Source organism: Dickeya dadantii NCPPB 898, from assembly GCF_000406145.1.
In the GTDB taxonomy this organism is placed as follows: Bacteria; Pseudomonadota; Gammaproteobacteria; order Enterobacterales; family Enterobacteriaceae; genus Dickeya; species Dickeya dadantii.
In genome coordinates this window covers 538,904-560,379 of sequence record NZ_CM001976.1, presented here as the reverse complement: position 1 = coordinate 560,379, position 21,476 = coordinate 538,904, and the positions used below count along the sequence as shown (strand labels likewise).

The following is a 21,476-nucleotide window of genomic DNA, read 5'->3' as shown; positions in this document are numbered from 1 at the left end:
TTATTTTTCGGTTAATATTTCCTGATAAAGCGCCAATAGCGATTCTGTGTGTTTACGTAATGAATATTTTTCTCGAAGACGTTGACGCGCATTTAATCCCATTTCTCTGGCTTTTTGCGGATTCAACGCCAGATCGTCCAACACATCGGCTAATGCCTGCACATTACCGGGTTCGAATAAAATGCCGTCTACCTTATCGCGAATTTGTTCAGGTATGCCGCCAATACGCCCGCCCACCACCGGTTTAGCGAATGCCATCGACTCCAGTACCGACATTGAACAGTTTTCATAGTATTCGGAGGGAACCACCACCGCGCGCGCGTATTTAATCAGCCGATTAAGTTCTTCGCCCTGCTGCTTATAACCCAGGAATTCCGCATGCGGAAATTGCGCGACCAAATCGTTATACAGCGGCCCGCTGCCCGCAATTTTTAACGGAATTTTATTCCGCATTTGCTGATGCGCCCTGGCCAGCGTAGCAACGCCTTTCTCCCGACTCAGGCGACCAATAAACAGCAAATAACCGTCGTCTTTAACCTCCTCCACCGGCAGGCTGTCATTAATGCCGTTCACAATCACATCAATACGAACATTCGGCAACTTGCGCATTAATTGGTTACGCAGAAATTCGCTGGGCGAAACGATCACATCCAGCGCCTGATAGTTTTTGGCAATATTCTGCCAGGCGCCTTCTAACGAAAGCAGCAGGCTTTTCGATGCAGAACCTTGCTGGCACCGATATTTAAAAGCGTTAAATACCGAACCGGTTAAACAGGCGTCACAGACTTTACCATCGCGCAGCATGGTGTACGAAGGGCAGATAATCTTGTAGTCATGGGCCGTTAACACGGTTTTGCACCCAAACTGACGGGCAATTTTAATCAACGACGGCGTGAGCTGGTGGTAGATATTGTGAAAATGAACAATATCCGGCTTTTCTTTACGTAATAACGCCAGCAATTTCTTACATGCCTCAGCATTATGAATAAAGTTAACCGCGGTTTTAATTGCCCCCATCGCGCTGCTGTTTTGATGATAATCCACATTACCGACAAAATAGGGTGCGTAGTCTGACGGGAAGTTATTTTCATGCTGCATAGAGAAAGCGATAACGTCAACGCCAGCCTTTTTCAGCATATCAATCTCTTGAAAATAAACCGTTTCTGCGCCGCCCTTGATATAGAAAAATTTATTGACCAATAAGACTTTCATCATACCTGCCTATTCATGAATAACCTTGCTATCTGGTGGTGTCATCGGGTCGCGCACGGGTCTGGTTAACCCTTTTATCAATCCCGCAGAAAATACGGCCAGGTTCATCACACTCTGTAACCCGTTCAGCAATGAACGGTTCTTAATGGTTTTTAATGCCACAAAAGCGAGTAACGGCAGCAACGCGGCGCCAATAACGACGGCATTAAACGTCAATAAACTCATCACCAGCGCCAGCAGATAAACCGCAAACACCGCCTCGTTTTTAACAATGTGCAATGCCTCGCGGAAATAAGGCATCCCCCATGCACTGCGTAAAAGTTCGCCCGGCGCCCAGAGAAAACCGTTCCGCCAACGATATTGCAGCATTTTATATGTTGGCATGGTGTATGACGTGTGGCGGAAATAAGGCACGTTAAGGCGATGTAATTTATATTGGGCATGACGCAGGCGAATGCCTAATTCAGCCTCTTCATAACCATGCAAGCTGCGGTTGGTGAGATAACCTATTTTTTCAATTGCCGAGCGGCGGTATAAGCCCCCACCGCCTAAATGACCACAGTCGCCCAACGGATAGATTTTATGAAGGCGCTGTTTACGCGATGTAAACTCATAGTTCGCCGCGCCATCCATCTCTACCGTTCCAGCCACGCCGGCGTAATCAGGGTGTGCGGTTAAAAATGCGATGCCCTGCTCAATAAAGCCATCTTCCAGCTCCATATCGCCGTCCATCAGCAGCAGATAATCCCCCTGGCTGTACAGATAGCCAAGCTGATGCCCCACGCCGCAGCAGCGTTCGGACGGTTCAGTCAGCGACACCACGGTAACGCCTTTGGCGCTGGCGAGCTGCTGAGTGTTGTCGGTTGATAAGCTATCGGCAACAATGATTTTATGGGGGTAATCGGCAATATGGCGACGAATACTGTCGATGGTTTTCTCGATGCACTCCGCCTCATTGAATGTCTTAATACTCACTGAAATAAAAGGTTTATCACTCATACGGTTTTCCGATATAACGGCGGACAGAATGGCGAATCACCAGACTTGAGCCCAGAGATAAATAAAACAGGAATTGCAGCATGGGAATAATCATCAGGATCTGGCTATAAGGCAGACTCAACAGGCACCCAACCGCAAAAACGTTAAAAGCCGGAGAAAAACTCAGCAGCTGCAGGTCCTGTTGGTCTATTTTATTACGCTCCAGCACCGGCTTTGGCTGCGTAATGATTAAGATATAAATAATTAATCCGATAAAAAATAGCGATCCAACCACACCGACTTCCCATAGCAGCACACTTAATGAGGTTGAATCGATGATCAGGTTATAGATGATATTCAAAAAGCCGGGAGAGACAGCGCTACCGCTATTTGTCGCATTTAATCCATAGCCAAACAACGTGCCGGACATCCCCCACATATCGTGATTTTTCAGCCAGAAAAATATCGTAGTAAGGCGCCCAAGCTCACCGGAATCCATAATATAGTTGGTATCGAAAATATAGTTTAATGAATCCAGAAATACGCTCATCGCACTTTTCGTCGGGTCGCTGCCAAACGCCGAGGAGTAACCCGAGGCCAAAATAGTAATCGCCACGGTAATCAGCAACGCCATGCCGATGAAAATCAGCAAAATTGCTTTCAGGTTTACGTTATTCATACCTTTGATGTAGCTCGGCATTAACCAAACCCAGGCCAGTAATAACGGTGAAACCAGGATAACAAATTTCACTTCACCCAGGATACACAGGCCAAACCCCAAAACGATATGCAACGCCGTGGATTTAAACGACGTCAAACCATGTTTAAATTCCGAGACTTTCAGCAGCATAATCAGCAGGCAGAACAACCCCATCGCCGCGGTATTTCCCCCACCCATCGGGTCGCCGCCGAACGTGCCGACCACCGAGTCCCATTTTTCGTCTTCTCCCCGCAATGCCACCCGCCGCGGCAAAACGAACAACACCTGATAAATCACCACCGGGAACTGCGCGTAGAACACCCAATACAAACTGCGGGTCACGCGGTAAATTTGTGATTCGCGACAAAAACCCAGCAACAGGCACAGCATCATCAACGACAAGGCAATTTCGTTTTTAAACCCAACGATAGTGACGGTTATTCCGCCCTGTAACAGCGTAGATACTCCCGCCATCGCCAGAAAAGAGAGATAAAGCGTGAGAACCATCAACTCCTGCGTATCCAAATGCAACGTATCGTAGCGAGTCTGCATAATCAGCAACCCCACCATGATCAGCGCTAAAATAAATGGCAACCACAGCACCGCCAGCAAGCCGGTGAAATATTGCGTCAGTCCGCAGAATACCAGCGTGATAACAACATAAACCTGCAGGTAAAATCCGGTATTCAAGATCATGATTCTGTCATCATGTTTTTTAGCCCGTTAGCACGCTTGTTTACTTTGAGATAAATAAACGCGTAGCGTACGAACGTCAGTACAGAAAAAAGAATCATCGATGTGGCATAGTGATTATAAAAATAAGGCACGATCACAAATGCAATTAATACCACGCTCAACTGCTCTAACTGAATACGCAGAAAATAACGATGGGAGCCAAATATTAGCTCAATCACCGTCAGCGGACACACCGCCAGCGCCGGGAATAAATAAGGCAGCATATAGCGAGAAGTTGGAATGGAGTTAATCCACTCTTCACTAAAAAACAGATGCATCACTAACGGATAGAAAATAAATACCCCTAGCGTGCAGACCACCCCCGCCATCAACAATACCAGGCGAACTTTTTTAAATTCTTCGTAGTTGAAGCGTTTATTTCTGAAATCGGCGGACCAGGTTGAAAAAATAGAGTTACGCACTGCATTACCGATGATCACCACCGGAGACAAACAAAAGCGGCTCACCACCGAGAAATACCCCGCCGTCAATGCGGAAAACCAAAAATTAATCAGCATAACCGGCAAATTACTATTAACCATCGCCAGCACTTCGGCGCTGCCAACACGGGTGAGATGATGAGCATGCTGATGAAAGAAAGCCATATTACGTTGCAGACTAAAATGTCCAAACGTCATGGTGCGAATATTGAACGAGTGCAGAATACAGCCGCTAATCAGCACCATCATGGCGCAGGCCCAGGACCAATAAAACGCGGTGGTCTGTGAAGTGAACACCAGCGAAAGCACGACCACCACCGAGACGGCGAGCCGCTGAAAGGCCAAAAAACGGTAGTTACCCTCGCGCAGCGACAAATTCTCCGAGATCAACACCAGCGCATAGGACAGCGTGAGCAGATAGAGAAAGAACACATTTCGCTGGAACAGCCATGCGGTCAACATCGCATAGGGCACCGCGGTAAGCAGACTTTGCAGTGTGCTGAACACCACACTCTGCGCCAGTTCACTGTCTTGCTGTTTCGGAATCAGCAGTTGCGATGCAAAGGTACAGACCTGCGCCCCCACCAACACGATGCTGTAACTCAGCGCGTAGATCCCCACCTCGGCCATGTTGTATTTGTGCGAAATCAGCCAGATAGACAGTGCGCCAATCAGTTGTGAAACCACCGATGAACCCGCAATGGTAGAAACGCTTTTTAGTAAACTCATCTTTTCAATAAACTCACAGGTGACCGGTACTGTTGATTAGCGCATTCATGCGATGGTTCAGGGAACGTATCCCCTCTTTGGTTTCGAGGTTTTTATCCACAACCTGATTCATTACCGCGCCAATCAGCACCGCGCGGTGGTGTTTTACTTTCTCAATGGCATTAAGCACATCGCCCGCACGCCACTCGCCGGCTTTCAGCACAAAAACCACCCCGTCTATTACCCGGCTAATGAGTTGACTATCCTGCGTTTGATTCACCGCGGCCACGTCAACGATAATTCGCTGATAGCGTGTTCTCAGCTCGGCCATCAACGTCACGACATGTTCGGATGACAACATCAGTAAAGAAGACATCAAGGCATTGCCACGCGGCAGGAAGCTTAAATTGTCACTGATAGTCACCAGTGCGGCATCCAGCGATGATTGCCCTTGCAGCAGTTCCGCCACACCAATAGCGGAAGGGTACGCCAGGTCTTGCGTCAGCCCGTCGTCGTTAAAGAAATCCAGGTCGATAAGCAGCGTTTTTTGGTCAGCGCTGAAGGATGTCGCCAGCAAATGCGCCAGCAACGATCGCCCTTCGCCATGCTCTGCCGAGCTGATGGCAATGGCCTGGCAGGATGGATGCGATAACAAAATGTGGGTTCGCATGCTGTGGACAATGTCGACATCCAGCGGCGTTTTGGTTATCAAACGCACAACCTGCGAGCGCTTCGCGCCGCTGGCGAAGGTGCGAATTTCTCCTACCGGCGCCACATTCAGGCGCTTTTTCATCTGGCTAAGACTGTTGATTGAATTATCCAGCGCGGCTTTCACGATGAAGTAAACCACGGAGAAAATCAGGGTTAGCATGACAACCATCACCAGCAGCATCGCTTTATTGGGTTTCGACGGGTGGTCAGCCGGCACGGCGGGGTCGTAAAGTATCGCGTCCGGCTCTAAATAGTTACCCGCCAGCGTCTGCTCTTTGGTGCGCTGATAGAGCGCCTTATACAGCTCTTTTGTTTTATCCAGCGCGGTGGTCAGGTTGTTGTATTCATCACGTTTAGACGCCAGCGTTTGGAAATCCGCTTTCTGCTGTTCCAGCAGTTGCTGATAATATTTTTCATCCCTCAACGCCGCCTGATACTGCTTATTCAGCCCCGCTTCCAGTTCGAGTAGCACGGTGTGGGTCTGCTCCTCAATTGCCTGAACCTGGGCTTCGGCCTCTAAAATTTTGGTATGTTTCAGCCCGTAGCGTTTCCGTAAATCGTATAAAGAACGCCGGGCCTGAATCAGCGCGATGCGCAAATCCTGAATTTGGGCATGATTAGAAATATCAGGCAGAGAAATGATGTTTTCCAGCGACGTACCCGCGTTCAAACGCACGCTGTTGTAGTTCGTTTCCGCCCTGATGCGACGCTGGGTAGCATCCGCTAACTTGGTGGTGACGATCCCCAACTGTTCCGTTTCAAAGCCACCCACGCCGCGGAAAGTCAGCAGCCCTTCTTTCTTCAGAAACTGGTCGATGGCGGCCTGTTGCTCGACGACTTGCTGCCACACCTCTTCCATCTGTTTTTGGTTCAACGCTTTGGCTTTCAGCGTCTTGAGGTGCTTTTGCCTGGCCGTATAGTCAATAAACGCCTGCGCCGCGCCGTTAGCGATGTCGGCCGCCAGCTCAGGCGACGCCGATTCGTATGAGATAGTGGCGAGGTGCGTGGTGCGAACGCCGGTGATAGTGAGGTTTTTCACTATCGTATCCAGCGCGCGATCGACCCGCTGTTGCTCATCGCCACGGTTATCCGCGTTTTTATCCGTATCGCCGTTAAACGCCGGGTTTTGGTCCAGTTTGATGTCCCGCACGGCTTGTTCCAGCACAATACGCGACTGCATCAACGCATACTGAGTTTCGTAATAGCCGCTGCGGGTGGAATCATAACCATCGACCTGCGGCAAAGGCGAAACGTTATCCTGTTGCGCTTTAAGCAGTACCGTTGCGGTCGACACATATTTGGGCGTGATCATGCTAATCAGCGGGTAAGCCACCACCGCCACAATCAGGCCGGCCAGCATGATCTTCCAGCCGTTCTGTTTGATCTCTTGGGCAAATCTGGAGAAATCGATGGTGCTTTCCAGTTTTCTGCCATTTTCCACAATAGATAGACTCATGGTCAGAAAAAGCTCATACCGACAATCACGGTGTCGCCAGGATGAACGACGCGTCTTACATCAACATTTTCAATCAGTTGATTGCTATTCGACAGACGAATACCCACATCCTTGCGGTCTGCGCGATCGGTAAATCCGCCGGCCAGCGCCAGCGCTTTTTCAACGGTTAAGCCCGGCTCGTAGGCATACCCGTTCGGTTTCTCGACTTCACCAGTAATATAGAATTTCCGGAACTCGGCGATGCTGACCGTCACCATCGGATTTTGCAGATAGTCGCCGCGCAGGCGATTAGCCAACTCCTCGCCCACCTGCCCTGGCGTTTTTCCTTTCAGCACCAGTTGACCAATATAGGGGAAGGTAATCGCGCCGCTTTTATCCAGCATGAACTTCATCGTCATCTCCGGCTCGCCGTATACCAGAATATTTACGGCATCGCCTTCATCTAACTGATAACCGGTGGTTTCGCTTTCAGGTTTGTCCATTTGCCGCGGGCTCGACAGGGTGCATCCCGCCAGCCAGACGCTGAGGCACAGAAAAATGCACAGTTTTATTATTTTCACGTTAGATCTGTACCTTAGCCGTAAACATAATCAGAGAGTTATCACGGCCCAGCATTCTGACGACCTGGCGATCGACGTTAGGGCCAATAAAGAAAGAATCGCTATCTTGATTGGAACGTAGCGTGTTCAGTTGATACTTTAATTCAACGTTAATAGAAGGCCTGAAGTTATAACTCATGGCAAAGGTGAACGCCCTGTTTCTGTCTTTACGATCTCGCGGGTAATTCTTGTAAACGTCCGTCAGGTATGAATAGTCAAACGTGGTGGAGAAACGATCGACGAGCCAAAAATGCTGATAAGAAATACCGTATTTAGAAACCAGGATATAGCCGCCGATTTCTGACGGGTCTTTGATATTCTGCGACGTGTGCACGGTAAAAACGGATTGTGTAAGCGGTTTCCACTCAGCCTGAATATCCCAGTTTACCCCGCTAAAATTCCTGGAGTTCGGGTTATTATCGAATGTCTTGTATAGCCAGGACACATTGGCATCAATACCGGTTTTTCCCGTAAGCTGCGATTTAATGCCGTATTCCAGATAATATTCATCATTATCTTTTTGCGAATCGATTTCATAACGTCGCTGATTACCAATAAACCGGTAGCGAAAGCGCGTTGCCGGCGAGTATTGGTCAGATAATTCGGTGATCAAACCGTTCTCGTGCCATTCCTGCCCAAGAACATAGTTATAAAAATCAATATCGGTATTTTTAATATCCTCCGTGCGGCCTAACCGCAGTTTTCTAAACAGCAGCGCGACGTCGGCTTTACCGCGCCCTTTCAGCGCGCCATAGCTATAACGTAATTCACTGTTGAAAAGCGCGGTACTCAGCGGCGAATGAATACCGAAATCGCTGAACTGTTGTGGTCGAAAGCCTTCGGTAATACCGCGCCCGCGCACTTCGTGCCCAAGCGTCTCCTCAAGACTGAGCGTTAACCCATGCCTCAGCCCGTAGCGCCATGCGCCATTAAAGCGAAAGAAATGGTCGGTGTAATTATCCGCCGAATCGCTGTCGTAACGACGATAATCACCGGAATACATCAACAGATATTGGTCCTGGTAACGCGCGCCAATAGCCTTAATCATTGGCCTGACGCTCTGAAAATCAGAACTCACCGCGTCCTTATCATCAGCCTGATAGGTCACGTTATTCTCATGCCCATAGTCCAGACCAACCTGGCTTTGAAAATCAATACCGGCGATGCCGATATGCGATTTCGGCATCAGGTCGGCCCAGGAGGGATGGGGTATTATCATTCCAGCTGCGATGATTAATTTAGTACGCATTTTCACCGATGAAGCCTTTGAAAATGGTCCTAAAGATAATCTTGATATCCAACCACAGCGACCAGCCCTGAATATAGGCAATATCGTAGTGAACCCGCTTTTCCATTTTATCGAGGGTATCCACTTCGCCGCGATAACCATTAACCTGCGCCAGGCCTGAAATTCCGGGCTTCACTTTATGGCGAATCATGTAGTTTTCGACTAGCTGGCGATACTGCTCGTTATGCACGACGGCATGGGGACGCGGGCCAATAATCGACATCGTCCCTTGCAATACATTGAAAAATTGCGGCAGTTCATCCAGCGAAGTGCGGCGTAAAAATGCGCCAAAACGCGTAACGCGCGGATCGTTTTTAGTCGCCTGCGTCACGACGCCGGCGTTTTCCATCACGTGCATCGAGCGGAATTTCCACACTTTGATTTTGTTGCCGCTCAGGCCGTAGCGATCCTGCTTGAATAACACCGGCCCCCGTGACGTCAGTTTGATACCAATAGCAATCACCAGCAGCAACGGCGAAATCATCAGCGTAATCACACCGCCAATCACTAAATCTTCCACGCGCTTAATCACCGAACCAATCCCATCAAACGGCGATCTGAAAATACTGATGGTCTGAATGTTATTGATGGAACGGAACTGCGATACGTATGAACTGTAGGAATAAAGATCGGGAATGATGTAAGTATCCACCGTCGTATCGGACATCATCGACAGAAAATAACGAATGCGTTTTAGCGCAACCATCGGCAGCGCAATATAAATCTCATCCACTCTGCCCGCTTTGGCTTCCTCGATCAGCTCGCTCACCTTACCTTTAAATTGGCTCTTAAACAGATAGCCACAACGGGATGGACTACGATCGTCGTAGAAAGCCAATTCTAACTGCATGTTGGCATGCTCTTTAAGCAATGCTTTTTCCGCCGCTAACCCACCGGGCGTTAATCCCACAATAGCAATTCGCATCCGCTTTTTAGTCGTAAACTTAAACGTAATTAAACGCGTGATATAGAGGCTGCATAGCGAAAGAATATACCAGTACAGCGTTGCGGAAAAATAGATATTATCGAGTTGATGCAATAGACCCAGCGAGTACAGCGTACCGGCATAATTCCTGACCACCTCCACAAAGATGACCGACAATAATGCGGAACCCCACAGTCTTCTCTTCCCACCAGGTTGCATATTTTTAAGACTGTGGTGATATAAGCCGGTATATTCTCCAATAAGTAGAAAAGAGGTTGAGAATAGCAGGCTAATCATAATGACATCATCGAAAGCGCCCATCAGAAATAGCCTGGCGCTGACTATTAATGTTAAATTGATTGATAAAAAGTCCATCAATTTAATAACAAAAAAATCATTCCCATAGGAAATCTTTATCTGATTAGTAGACACTTTTTAATCATAATCCATTAAGTTTTTATTATTGACGCTTCTCCGTGCCGGATAATATATCACATAAACAAAATTTAAAATAACAATCGGAGAAATCTTAAAATTTTTTTTAGCAAAGCGCACAAACTGCTCGTGTCCACAACCATAATCATTAACTTATAAAATATAAATTTTCACGTCAGTAATTTGTTCGTTAATATTTATTTTATTATTATTTAATTTTAAATATTTATATATAGAAATTATTTCAACGTAGTGGATAAAGAATAAAATTTCGCCATTCAGGCAAGTCTGCCGCCCCGGTTGCTATGTGCCATGACCGGCGGCGGCGGCATATCAAACGTCACGGATAACACAAACGTCACTGACTGCGGCAAACGTCATGACAACAGCGTCAGACGCTACCCGGCGTATTTGCCAAACTCACAGCTCAGTTGCGTCCACTTACGGGCCTGCTCGCTCAGGGTAAAACCCAGGCCATGACGATCCGACACCCACATGCGCCCGTCGCGCAGTTCGAGCTGCTCGTTAAACAGCGGGTTGAGCCATTCAAAATGCTCCAGCCACGGCTCCAGCGGGTAGGCGGCGGCCAGATGCAAATGCACCTCCATGGCAAAATGCGGGGCCAGTTTGCGGCCGTGTTTGGCGGCCAAATCCATAATTTTCAGGAACGGGGAAATCCCACCCACGCGCGGCGCATCCGGCTGAACAAAATCACTGGCGTTGCCCAGAATCAACTGTTCATGCTCCCGGAAACTGGTGAGCATTTCACCGGTGGCAATCGGCGTGTCGAGGGCGGCGGCTAATTGCGCATGACCTTCCACGTCGTAGGCATCCAGCGGCTCTTCGATCCAGATCAGATTGAAGGCCTCCATTTTGCGCCCCATGCGGATCGCGGTTTCCCGATCCCACTGCTGGTTGGCGTCCACCATTAACGGGAAATCTTCGCCCAGCGCCTCGCGGACCGCGGTCAAGCGGCGAATATCCTCCGCGGTGTTGGGCTGCCCAACTTTCAGTTTGATGCCGCCAATGCCGCTTTCCCGCGAGAGAGCGACGTTCTTCAGCACCTGATCCAGCGGGGTATGCAGAAAGCCGCCGGAGGTGTTGTAGCATTGAACCGAATCCCGGTGCGCGCCCAGTAATTTCGCCAGCGGCAATCCTGCGCGCCTGGCTTTCATATCCCAGAGCGCGATGTCGATAGGAGAGATGGCCTGCACGGCCATGCCGCTGCGCCCCACCGAGGCACCGGCCCACAGCAGCTTGCTGTAGATTTTATCGATATCGTTCGGGTCTTCCCCCAGCAGATTATCGGCGATCTCTTTCGCATGTGCATAAATCCCCTGGCCGCCGGCACGCTTGGAATAGCTGAACCCTACCCCTTCAAACCCGTCACGGGAGCGAATCTCCGCAATAATAATCGCCACTTCGGTCAGCGGTTTCTGGCGCCCGGTCAGCACCTTGGCGTCGCTCACCGGCGTTGCCAGCGGCAGAAACGCCAGCGACAATTTAACCCACTCAATACGGTCACCGGTTTCCGCCGCAGTTTTGACGCCGGTAACGCTGGCATAGGAAACGGCATCTGAATTTGCACTTAACGACATGGCATGGCCCTCATCTGATAAAATGTTTGCGCTAACATAAATAACCAAGATGCAGATGAAGCACCACTGCGTTGAATCTATTTTGTACAAATGATCACAATCCGGATGTTTCTGGCGAATTGCACAATGAAATGATAGCGCCAACATGATCCCTTCCCGCGTAATATCAGGCACGGGGTTCACTATGCGCGGGCCGCAGCGCCGCGCTGGCAAAAAGACCCGGCTTCACCAATAATCCACGAAACGGACGCCACCAGATGACACAAGGGCCAGTCTCACTGTGAGTACCAAAAAAACAACGCGACATGCCGCCGCAGTACGCGCGCCAACGCTGGATGACGTCGCCCGGGCGGCGGGCCTCTCTTCCATGACGGTCAGCCGCGCGCTTAACACCCCCGCGCTGGTGCGCGCCAAAACCATTGAAAAGGTGCAGGAAGCGGTGCGCGCCACCGGGTATATTCCGAACGCGCTGGCGGGCGGGCTGGCCTCCCGACGCAGCAAGCTGATTGCCGTTGTGGTGCCGCAAATCAATAACAACATGTTTGTCGATACCATTCAGGCCCTCAGCGATGAACTGGCGCGACGCGGGTATCACATGCTGCTTTGTGTGGCGGGATACACGCAGCAGGCCGAGGAGGAACTGGTGGCGACGCTGCTGTCGCGCCGCCCAGACGGCGTGGTGCTCACCGGCATCCATCACTCGCCCGCGCTTAAAAAAATCATTCTCAACGCCGCGGTTCCCGTGGTGGAAATCTGGGATCTCACGCCAACGCCGCTGGATATGCTGGTGGGGTTCTCGCATGAAAAGGTCGGGATGACGATCGCAGAGTATATCCGCCGTAAAGGATATCAGCGCCCGGGCCTGATCTGGACGGCGGACCCGCGCGCCGCGAGGCGCAAAACCGGTTTGTGCAACGCGCTGTCCGGCCACGGCGTTCCCCTGCCGGCCTGCATCGACGCGCCTCTGCCGGCCACGCTGGCATTTGGCCGTCACGGGCTAAGTCAGTTGCTTGAGCAGAACCAACCCGATGTTGTCGTCTGCAGTTCGGACACACTGGCGCAGGGCGCGATCATGGAAGCGGAAAGTCGTGGCCTGCGTGTTCCGCAGGATCTGGCGGTGATGGGGTTCGGCGATCTGGATTTTGCCGCCAGCAACCGGCCCGCCCTCACCACGGTCGGTATCGACAGGCAGGAGATGGGGCGCCGGGCGGCCACTTTACTGGCAGACAGCATCGCCGGCGATACGCACAGCGACGCCATTGTCGACATCGGCTTTCAGCTTATCGAGCGGGAATCGGCATAATCAGGCGAGTACGCGCTCACCCCAAATGCGTATGACCGGTGCCGCTTTCTTCGGGTTCCAGCGCAGACAAACCGTGCAGGATGCCGCAACCGTCCACCGTCTGCGTCACCTGACAGCGCTGGCTGATGTGCATCAGTTGCGCTTTCAGTTGCTGCAGCTCGGCGATGCGCGCTTCCACGTGCCCCAGATGTTCATTCAGCAACACGTTCACCCCCTCGCAGCTGGCGGCCGGCTGCTCGCTCAGCGTAATCAGAGCGCGGATTTCATCATGGTTCATGTCCAGCGAACGGCAGTTACGGATAAACCGCAGCCGATCAACATGAAACTGATAATAGTGACGGTAGTTCCCTTCGGTGCGTTCCGGTTCGGGCAATAGCCCTTTCTTCTCATAAAAACGAATGGTTTCCGGTGTGGTGTTGGTCGCTTTCGCCAGATCGCCGATTTTCATGTGATTCCCCTTGACCCTGTAGTTGCTACAGGGTTTTTACTACAGCAAAATCCCGAACAGGAATCAACCATGTCAGAGAAACATTCACCCACTTCTCGCCGTCAGTTCCAGCCCGTTGCGCTGGAAAAACCGGGCAAGGCCCTGTTCCGGCCGCACCAGCAGGCACATGTCGGGGTGGTCCAGGCGGCACCCAGCTCCGCTCACGCTCAGCACAGCGAGCAATCGTGCGCCAGTCATTGCTGCGACCATTCGGCGCCGCCCCAGCCGACCTCAGAGCTGACGAGTGCGGAACGCACCGGCGACCAGCAGCGCACGCCGATCCGCATCATGCAGATGGACTGCCCGACCGAAGAGGTGATGCTGCGCAAAAAACTCGACGCCCTGCCGGAAGTGAGCGAACTGGAGTTTAACCTGATGCAACGGGTGATGACCGTCACCCACCGCTACGACGCGCTGGACAAGGTGCTGACCGCGATCCGTTCGTTAGGTTTTGAACCCGAAGTCCGCACCGAAAACGACCGTACGCCTCTGCCGCCGGAGCAGAAAAAAGCCTGGTGGCCGCTGGGGCTGGCGGTAGTGGCCGCCGCCGCCGCGGAAGCGGTTGAGTGGACCGGTCTGCCCGAGTGGTGGGCCGCGGTGCTGGCGATTCTCGCCGTGGCGGCCAGCGGGCTGACCACCTACCGCAAAGGCTGGATTGCCCTTCGTACCGGCAACCTGAACATCAACGCGCTGATGAGCATCGCGGTAACCGGCGCGCTTTTCCTGCAACAGTGGCCGGAAGCGGCAATGGTGATGGTGCTGTTTACCCTCGCCGAGCACATTGAGGCGCGTTCGCTGGACAGAGCCCGCAACGCCATCGCCGGGCTGATGAATCTGGCGCCGGACACCGCCACCGTACAACAGCCGGATGGCGACTGGCGCGAAGTAGAAGCCAAAACCGTCACGCCGGGCAGCATCGTGCGGGTGCGCCCCGGCGAACGTATCGCGCTGGATGGTGAAATCACCAGCGGCCACTCCGCCGTCAATCAGGCGCCGATTACCGGGGAAAGCCTGCCGGTGGATAAACGTGTCGGCGACAGCGTGTTTGCCGGCACCATCAATGAAAGCGGCTCGTTTGAATATCGGGTGACGGCGGCGGCGGCCAACACTACGCTGGCGCGCATTATTCACGCGGTGGAACAGGCGCAGGGAACCAAAGCGCCGACGCAGCGGTTTGTCGACCAGTTTGCCCGCGTCTACACCCCACTGGTATTTCTGGGGGCGCTGCTGGTGGCAGTGCTGCCGCCGCTGTTTGCCGATGGCGACTGGCTGGACTGGACCTACAAAGCGTTGGTGCTGTTGGTGATCGCCTGTCCGTGCGCGCTGGTGATTTCCACCCCGGTGACCATCGTCAGCGGGCTGGCGGCGGCGGCGCGGCGCGGCATTCTGATCAAAGGCGGGGTCTTTCTGGAAAAAGGCCATGCCCTCGCCTGGCTGGCGCTGGACAAAACCGGCACCCTGACCCACGGCAAACCGGTACAGACCGGCTTTGAGTCAGTCGCCGGCGTTGACGACGCCCGCTGCCGACAACTGGCCGCCAGCCTGGCCAGCCGTTCCGACCACCCGGTATCGCAGGCGGTGGCGAGAGCGGCGCAACAAGCCGGCACGCCGTTGATCGACGTCGACGATTTCAGCGCCGTCGCCGGACAGGGCGTCATCGGCACCTTACAGGGACAGCGCTATTTCCTCGGCAACCAGCGGCTGGCCAGACTGTGGCTGGGCGACGCGGCCGACGGCATTACCGAGCGGCTGAGCGCACTGGAGCAGGCGGGCAACACTGCGATCATTCTGGGCGACGGGCGACAGATTCTGGCGCTGATGGCGGTGGCAGACACGGTGAAACCCTCCAGTCAGGAAGCGATCAACGAGCTGCATCAGGCCGGCATTAAAACCCTGATGCTCACCGGCGACAATCAGCACGTGGCGCAGGCCATCGCCCGTGATGTGGGGATTGATGAAGCGCGCGGCAACCTGTTGCCGGAAGACAAGCTGTCGCAGATTGAACGGCTGTCGGCGCAGGGCGTGACCGGCATGGTGGGCGACGGCATCAACGATACCCCGGCGCTGGCGCGCGCGGATATCGGTTTCGCCATGGGAACGATGGGCACCGACAGCGCGATTGAAACCGCCGATGTGGCGCTGATGAACGACGACTTGCGCAAAATCCCGGAATTTGTGCTCATTTCCAAAGCCACCCGCGCCATCCTGATCCAGAACATCGTGCTGGCGCTCGGCATCAAGGCGCTGTTCCTGACGCTCACGCTGCTGGGTATGGGCACCATGTGGATGGCGGTGTTCGCCGATGTCGGCGCCAGCCTGCTGGTGGTGGGCAACGGCCTGCGGCTGCTGCGTCAGGCGCCGGTTAGCACACGCCAACATCAGCAGCCTCAACCGGCGTAACCACGCAGTGGGCAGGCAGGAGACACATCGCCGGGGCCTCTGTTAGCGGGCTATTTGCCAGCGCAGTGTCTGCAACAGGCTATTTACCACAAAGTAAATAAGCACTCACCAACTTTCAGTGTCTCATTCCATCAGGCGGGCTGCTGATAGCCCGCCGCTCAGTCAGCAGTGCCGCTAGCTATAAAGCGCCCCATCAAATTAGTGATTACTCACTTCAAAAACAGAGCAACAACCGGCGGCCGACAACGCCGACAGAAGCCTTCAGCCCCCACAACCGAGTCATACGGTAACGAATGACACCAGACACACTGCACCATGATTGCACCATGCCCCCGACCGCACCACTACAGTGCAGTGCGTTGCGCTACCGTGAGCCGATTGTATGCAGCGGGCTACAACGGTTTCCAACCTGCCGGTCAGGTTATAGCTGGCACGCTAGTTGCAATGACAAAATCCTATCCTACGAAACCGGCGTGACAACAGGGAATTCACGTCGTATTGCGTCAAGACAACCGAACAAGGAGCGACGATGATCACGTTAGAACAGTTTAATCTGCTCAATGTCAGCGAAGCGGTGGCGCTGCTAACACCGTGCGTGGCCCTGCCCGGCTGGGCCAAACAGGTCACCGCCGGCCGGCCCTACGGCAACCGTGCGGCGTTGCTGGCGGCCGGATTACAGGCGACTAAAGGCTGGCAGGAAGAAGAACTGGCTCAGGCGTTGCGCACGCACCCGCGCATCGGCGAGCCGGCGCACAGTGCGACGCCGGAAGCCGGTTTGTCCCGTCAGGAACAGGCGGTGGTGCGCACCAACGATAACACGCTGACCAACGCATTACGGACGGGCAACGCCCGTTACGAATCTCAGTTTGGCCGGGTGTTTCTGATTCGCGCCAAAGGCCGCAGCGGCGAAGAAATCCTGCAAATTCTGCATCGCCGGCTGCAAAACACGCCTCAGCAGGAAACGGCGGAAGCGCTGGAACAGTTGCGCCAGATTACCCTGCTCAGACTGGAAGGAACGATCGGCGAATGAGTACGCTTAGCACCCACATTCTGGATACGGCGCTGGGCCAGCCGGCGGCGGGCGTCCTTGTGCTGCTGGAGCGGCGAGTGCACGACAGCTGGCAACCGGTGGCGCGGCATCATACCGACGATGACGGCCGCATCGCCAGCTTCACGCCCGACCCGCTGCCCGCCGGTCACTACCGCCTGACGGCAGATATCGGCCGCTGGTTTGCCGCCGGCAACCGGGAAGCGTTGTACGTGAGCGCGCAGATTGACGTGCGCCTCGGCGACGCCGGGCATTACCACCTGCCGTTTCTGATTTCGCCCTGGTCGTGGTCTACCTACCGCGGCAGTTGATCAGATTGAATCGGGAGCGACGGGTCGCGATAGAAATAGTCGACAAACGCGGTCACATCCTGCTGGAACAGGTGGAGATGATCGCGGATCTTCTCGTCCGGCCAGTCCCACCAGCTCAGTTGCTCCAGCTTTTCCGCTACCGCCGGGTCTTCAAAGCGCGGACGCAGCACCCGCGCCGGGTTGCCGACCACCACCGTCCAGGCCGGTACCGATTTGGTCACGATGCTGCCCGCTCCGACAATGGCGCCGTTGCCGATGGTCACGCCCGGCAGCACGATCGCGCCATGACCGATCCAGACATCATGGCCGATCACCACGTTATCCTGCTGGCGCCAGGTGAAAATTTCCTCGTCCACCGTCGCCGGGTTATCGCTCAGGCGGTATTTACCGGGGCGATAGGTGAAATGATGCAGCGTCGGCCGCCACCACGGGTGGTTGCTGGGATTGATGCGCACATGCGAGGCGATCGAGGTAAATTTGCCGATGCGGGTAAACATCAGGTCGCAATCGTTCATGATGTAGCTGTAATCACCCAGCGAAACATGGTTGAGTACGGTACGTTCAGCCACTTCGGTCCAACGTCCCAATTCGATATGGTGAGCTTTTACATCACTGGCAAGGCGGGGTTCCGGGCTGAGCACCGGCGATGGCGGTTGAGGGCACATAATCGGTTTTCCTGGTGCGGTGAAGTCAATGGAAAAACTGGCGTCAACAAGCGTGACGAAGCCAAAATGTCACTCTGTCACTGGTCGATGACAGCAACATGTCAGGTCCGGCGCGATTAAGATCCGCTTACAACTTCATGGTTGCGTGAAATTTACCCGTCACCAAAGTGCGCCTAACCTAGGCGGACAGCACATCTATCCATATCTATCCATCGTCAACCACAGGGAGGAGCTATGAACCCGTTACGCCGCCGCTTCGTCTTACAATTGCCGTTGCTGGCTTACGGTATGTCGTTGTTCGCCAACGCCAGAGCCGACGACACGTTCAGAACCATGCGCCCATCCGGTTCTCTGGTGCCCACGCCGCGCGACATCGGCGGCAAATTCAATCCCGACGGCAGCGTCAGGCGCTTCCCCGGCAACACCATTATTTCCCACATCCCACTGGGTTCTAGCGCGTCGAATGCCTTTACCGCGGTGCGCGATACGCTCAGACAGCAGGATTTCAGCCCCAGCCTGGCCTTCACCCCGCCCTCCAGTTACCACATGACGGTGTTTGAAGGCGTGACCGAATCCAAACGCAAATTACCGTTCTGGCCGGCCGACCTGCCGACCGACGCGCCCATGCAAAGCTGTACCGACCATCTGGCGCGTAAGCTGGTGGGATTCGATCTGCAAGCCACGCTGCCGTTTAAACTGCGTATCACCGACTTCAACGCCCGGCAGGACTCCGGCGCCACGCTGCGCCTGACGCCGGCGGATGACAATGAAGAACGCAAGTTGCGCACCCTGCGGGATCGGCTGTCCGAACGGCTGGCGATCCGCGCGCCGGACCACGATACCTATCGCTTTCACGTTACGTTGGGATATCTGGTGCGCTGGATGACGGAAGAGGAATCGGAAGCGTATCTGAAAGTTCAGCAGGCGTGCCTGCGCTATCTGCAACAGCAGGTGCCGGTGCTGGAAGTGGGCGTGCCGGAGTTCTGCGTCTTCAACGATATGTTCGCGTTCGATACCCAGTTTAACGTCGGCCAGCCGGTCATCACTGTGCCGCTGACCGCCTGATGGGCTATCCGTAAAAAAAACCCTTCAGACCAGCTGAAGGGGGTCGGGTCGCCTGAAAGATCAGGTTAACGCATGAGGGTAACAGCCCGAAAGTGGCCGGTCAGGCCACAGGATGGAACAGGGTTCGGACCCGCGCAAATCACGCCTGGGTTCTGATCAGATAATCAAACGCGCTCAGGGAAGCCTTGGCGCCTTCGCCGGTGGCGATAATGATCTGCTTGTAAGGCACGGTGGTGCAGTCGCCCGCCGCAAATACGCCTTTCACGCTGGTTTCGCAGCGGGCATCGATCTCGATTTCACCAATACGGTTGCGGTCAACCGCGCCTTCCAGCCAGCCGGTGTTTGGCAGCAGGCCGATCTGCACGAAAATCCCTTCCAGCGCCAGCTTGTGAACGCTGTCAGTAACGCGATCCTTGTACTGCAGGCCGGTGACTTTCTGGCCGTCGCCCAGCACTTCGCTGGTCTGGGCGTTCACGATAACGTCCACGTTCGGCAGGCTGCGCAGTTTGTTCTGCAACACCGAATCCGCTTTCAGCTCCGGCGCGAACTCCAGCAGGGTCACATGTTTCACCACACCCGCCAGGTCGATGGCCGCTTCCACGCCAGAGTTGCCGCCGCCGATCACCGCCACGTGCTTACCTTTAAACAGCGGGCCGTCGCAGTGCGGGCAATAGGTCACGCCGCGGGTGCGGTACTGATCTTCGCCCGGCACGTTCATGTTGCGCCAGCGCGCGCCGGTGGCAATGATGATGCTGCGGGATTTCAGCACCGCGCCGGAGACGGTTTCAATCTGGTGCGGCTGACCCGGTTCGGAAGCCGGAATCAGTTTCTGCGCGCTCTGCAGATCGATAACATCGACATCGTAGTCGTCCACGTGGGTTTTCAGCGCGGTCGCCAGTTTGGCGCCTTCGGTCTTCGGCACCGAAATGTAGTTTTCGATATCGACGGTATCCAGAATCTGGCCGCCGAAACGCTCGCCCATCAGACCGGTGCGGATCCCCTTACGGGCCGCGTATACGGCCGCTGCCGCGCCCGCCGGGCCACTGCCGACGATCAGCACGTCATACACCGGGCGGCTGTTCAGCTTGTCGACCACGCGGGCGTTGGCGCCGGTGTCGATCTTACCGACGATTTCCCCCAGGCTCATGCGGCCCTGGCTGAAATGTTCGCCGTTGAGGAATACCGTGGGCACCCCCATGATATTGCGGTCTTTGATCTCATCCTGAAACACGCCGCCGTCAATCGCGGTGTGGGTGACGTTCGGGTTCAGAACGGACATTAAATTCAGCGCCTGCACCACATCCGGGCAGTTGTGGCAGGTCAGCGAGTAATAGGTTTCAAAGTGGAACTTACCGTCCAGATCGCGGATTTGATCGAGTAATTCTTTCGCTTCTTTCGACGGGTGACCACCGGTTTGCAGCAACGCCAGCACCAGCGAGGTAAATTCATGTCCCATCGGCGCACCGGCAAAACGCGGCCCGTTGGCCGACCCCGGATTGGTTATCAGGAACGAAGGCTTACGCACCGGCAGATCGTTATTTTCAAAGAAACTGACTTTATCGGACAACCCGGCGATTTCGGTCAGCAGTTCCCGAACTTCAGCGGATTTGGCTGAGTCGTCCAGCGTCGCCACTAACTCAACAGGTTTGGTTAATTTTTCCAGATAGGCTTTCAACTGGAGCTGCATATTATTGTCGAGCATAGATTATCCTTGGCGTTGGCGTAAAAAATCGGGTGCAACGCACCCGATAAAAGCATCAGAGAGAGAGTCGGACTTAGATTTTGCCAACCAGGTCCAGAGACGGCGCCAGCGTAGCATCGCCTTCTTTCCATTTAGCCGGGCACACTTCACCTGGGTGAGACGCCACGTACTGAGCGGCTTTCACTTTGCGCAGCAGGTCGGACGCGTCGCGGCCGATGCCTTCCGCCGTGATTTCCACCGCCTGGATGATGCCTTCCGGGTCAACGATGAAGGTGCCGCGGTCAGCCAGACCCTGGTCTTCACGCAGGTTTTCGAAGTTGCGGGTCAGCTGGCAGGTCGGGTCGCCGATCATCGCGTATTTGATTTTGGCGATGGTGTCGGAGCTGCCGTGCCAGGCTTTGTGAGTAAAGTGGGTGTCGGTGGACACAGAGTAGATATCTACGCCGATTTTCTGGAACTCGTCGTAATAATCCGCTACGTCGCCCAATTCGGTCGGGCAGACAAACGTAAAGTCAGCCGGATAGAAGAAGAACACGCTCCATTTGCCTTCGATGCTTTTCTCGGTCACTTCGATGAACTGACCATCTTTAAAGGCCTGGTTTTTAAACGGTTTAACTTTAGTATTGATAACGGACATCTCAGTTTCCTCATGTGTTCGAATGTGTTTGGCTTGAGATGTAAGATACAAAAATGTGACGTATGTCGCTAAT

Annotated in this window: 18 protein-coding genes; 5 read left to right on the top strand and 13 right to left on the bottom strand. The window is 53.9% G+C overall.

The window, feature by feature from the left end; translation table 11 throughout:
- The 9 genes from DDA898_RS03035 to DDA898_RS02995 all read right to left on the bottom strand — a co-directional run bounded on the left by DDA898_RS03035 (nt 1) and on the right by DDA898_RS02995 (nt 11,785).
- The gene (locus DDA898_RS03035) at nt 1-1,212 is read right to left on the bottom strand and encodes a glycosyltransferase family 4 protein (protein ID WP_038912410.1); all 1,212 of its coding nucleotides are present in this window, start codon (nt 1,210-1,212) and stop codon (nt 1-3) included.
- A 9-nt stretch (nt 1,213-1,221) separates the two neighbouring features.
- Nucleotides 1,222-2,211, bottom strand: a complete 990-nt coding sequence (locus DDA898_RS03030; protein ID WP_038900219.1) for a glycosyltransferase family 2 protein — start codon at nt 2,209-2,211, stop codon at nt 1,222-1,224.
- Nucleotides 2,204-3,586, bottom strand: a complete 1,383-nt coding sequence (locus DDA898_RS03025; RefSeq protein ID WP_038910175.1) for a hypothetical protein — start codon at nt 3,584-3,586, stop codon at nt 2,204-2,206. The genes DDA898_RS03030 and DDA898_RS03025 overlap by 8 nt, the downstream gene beginning before the upstream one ends.
- Entirely contained in the window at nt 3,583-4,794 is a 1,212-nt protein-coding gene (locus tag DDA898_RS03020) for a lipopolysaccharide biosynthesis protein (RefSeq protein WP_038910174.1), read from the bottom strand. The genes DDA898_RS03025 and DDA898_RS03020 overlap by 4 nt, the downstream gene beginning before the upstream one ends.
- Before the next feature lie 13 nt (nt 4,795-4,807).
- Nucleotides 4,808-6,940 carry a GumC family protein gene (locus DDA898_RS03015; RefSeq protein WP_038910173.1) on the bottom strand — a complete coding sequence of 711 codons (2,133 nt, stop codon included), beginning with the start codon at nt 6,938-6,940 and terminating at the stop codon, nt 4,808-4,810.
- 2 nt (nt 6,941-6,942) lie between these two features.
- Nucleotides 6,943-7,500 carry a polysaccharide biosynthesis/export family protein gene (locus DDA898_RS03010; protein ID WP_013316227.1) on the bottom strand — a complete coding sequence of 186 codons (558 nt, stop codon included), beginning with the start codon at nt 7,498-7,500 and terminating at the stop codon, nt 6,943-6,945.
- A gap of 1 nt (nt 7,501) precedes the next feature.
- Nucleotides 7,502-8,788 (bottom strand): outer membrane beta-barrel protein, encoded by a 1,287-nt coding sequence (locus tag DDA898_RS03005; protein WP_038910171.1) that lies wholly within the window; start codon nt 8,786-8,788, stop codon nt 7,502-7,504.
- Nucleotides 8,778-10,184 carry an undecaprenyl-phosphate glucose phosphotransferase gene (locus DDA898_RS03000; RefSeq protein ID WP_081639208.1) on the bottom strand — a complete coding sequence of 469 codons (1,407 nt, stop codon included), beginning with the start codon at nt 10,182-10,184 and terminating at the stop codon, nt 8,778-8,780. Before DDA898_RS03000 ends, DDA898_RS03005 begins: the two co-directional genes overlap by 11 nt.
- A gap of 401 nt (nt 10,185-10,585) precedes the next feature.
- Complete coding sequence (locus tag DDA898_RS02995; protein WP_038900212.1) at nt 10,586-11,785, bottom strand: L-talarate/galactarate dehydratase; 1,200 nt, start codon at nt 11,783-11,785, stop codon at nt 10,586-10,588.
- Between the two features lie 280 nt (nt 11,786-12,065).
- Here DDA898_RS02995 and DDA898_RS02990 point away from each other — a divergent pair, with 280 nt between their 5' ends.
- The gene (locus DDA898_RS02990; RefSeq protein WP_038910169.1) at nt 12,066-13,088 is read left to right on the top strand and encodes a LacI family DNA-binding transcriptional regulator; all 1,023 of its coding nucleotides are present in this window, start codon (nt 12,066-12,068) and stop codon (nt 13,086-13,088) included.
- A 16-nt stretch (nt 13,089-13,104) separates the two neighbouring features.
- Here the strand turns inward: DDA898_RS02990 and cadR are convergent, their stop codons facing one another.
- Entirely contained in the window at nt 13,105-13,536 is a 432-nt protein-coding gene (gene cadR / locus DDA898_RS02985; RefSeq protein WP_038910168.1) for a Cd(II)/Pb(II)-responsive transcriptional regulator, read from the bottom strand.
- 69 nt (nt 13,537-13,605) lie between these two features.
- On the opposite strand from cadR, the gene DDA898_RS02980 reads away from it, so the two are divergent.
- The 3 genes from DDA898_RS02980 (at nt 13,606) to uraH (ending at nt 17,334) form a co-directional block, all read left to right on the top strand.
- Nucleotides 13,606-15,975, top strand: a complete 2,370-nt coding sequence (locus DDA898_RS02980) for a heavy metal translocating P-type ATPase (protein WP_236616701.1) — start codon at nt 13,606-13,608, stop codon at nt 15,973-15,975.
- A 529-nt stretch (nt 15,976-16,504) separates the two neighbouring features.
- Nucleotides 16,505-17,005: a 2-oxo-4-hydroxy-4-carboxy-5-ureidoimidazoline decarboxylase gene (gene uraD / locus DDA898_RS02975; RefSeq protein ID WP_038900208.1), complete on the top strand. Its 501-nt coding sequence runs from the start codon at nt 16,505-16,507 to the stop codon at nt 17,003-17,005.
- The gene (uraH, locus tag DDA898_RS02970; RefSeq protein WP_038900207.1) at nt 17,002-17,334 is read left to right on the top strand and encodes a hydroxyisourate hydrolase; all 333 of its coding nucleotides are present in this window, start codon (nt 17,002-17,004) and stop codon (nt 17,332-17,334) included. The genes uraD and uraH overlap by 4 nt, the downstream gene beginning before the upstream one ends.
- Here uraH and DDA898_RS02965 read toward each other — a convergent pair.
- Nucleotides 17,319-17,999, bottom strand: coding sequence for a DapH/DapD/GlmU-related protein (locus DDA898_RS02965; RefSeq protein ID WP_013316217.1), 681 nt, complete (start codon nt 17,997-17,999; stop codon nt 17,319-17,321). The genes uraH and DDA898_RS02965 overlap by 16 nt on opposite strands.
- 234 nt (nt 18,000-18,233) lie before the next feature.
- Between DDA898_RS02965 and DDA898_RS02960 the strand changes: the two genes are divergently transcribed.
- Entirely contained in the window at nt 18,234-19,064 is an 831-nt protein-coding gene (locus tag DDA898_RS02960) for a DUF1868 domain-containing protein (RefSeq protein WP_038910165.1), read from the top strand.
- A gap of 139 nt (nt 19,065-19,203) precedes the next feature.
- Here DDA898_RS02960 and ahpF read toward each other — a convergent pair whose 3' ends face one another.
- Nucleotides 19,204-20,766 (bottom strand): alkyl hydroperoxide reductase subunit F, encoded by a 1,563-nt coding sequence (gene ahpF / locus DDA898_RS02955; protein WP_013316215.1) that lies wholly within the window; start codon nt 20,764-20,766, stop codon nt 19,204-19,206.
- Nucleotides 20,767-20,839: 73 nt separating this feature from the next.
- Nucleotides 20,840-21,403, bottom strand: coding sequence for an alkyl hydroperoxide reductase subunit C (ahpC, locus tag DDA898_RS02950; RefSeq protein WP_013316214.1), 564 nt, complete (start codon nt 21,401-21,403; stop codon nt 20,840-20,842).
- Between the last annotated feature and the right edge of the window lie 73 nt (nt 21,404-21,476).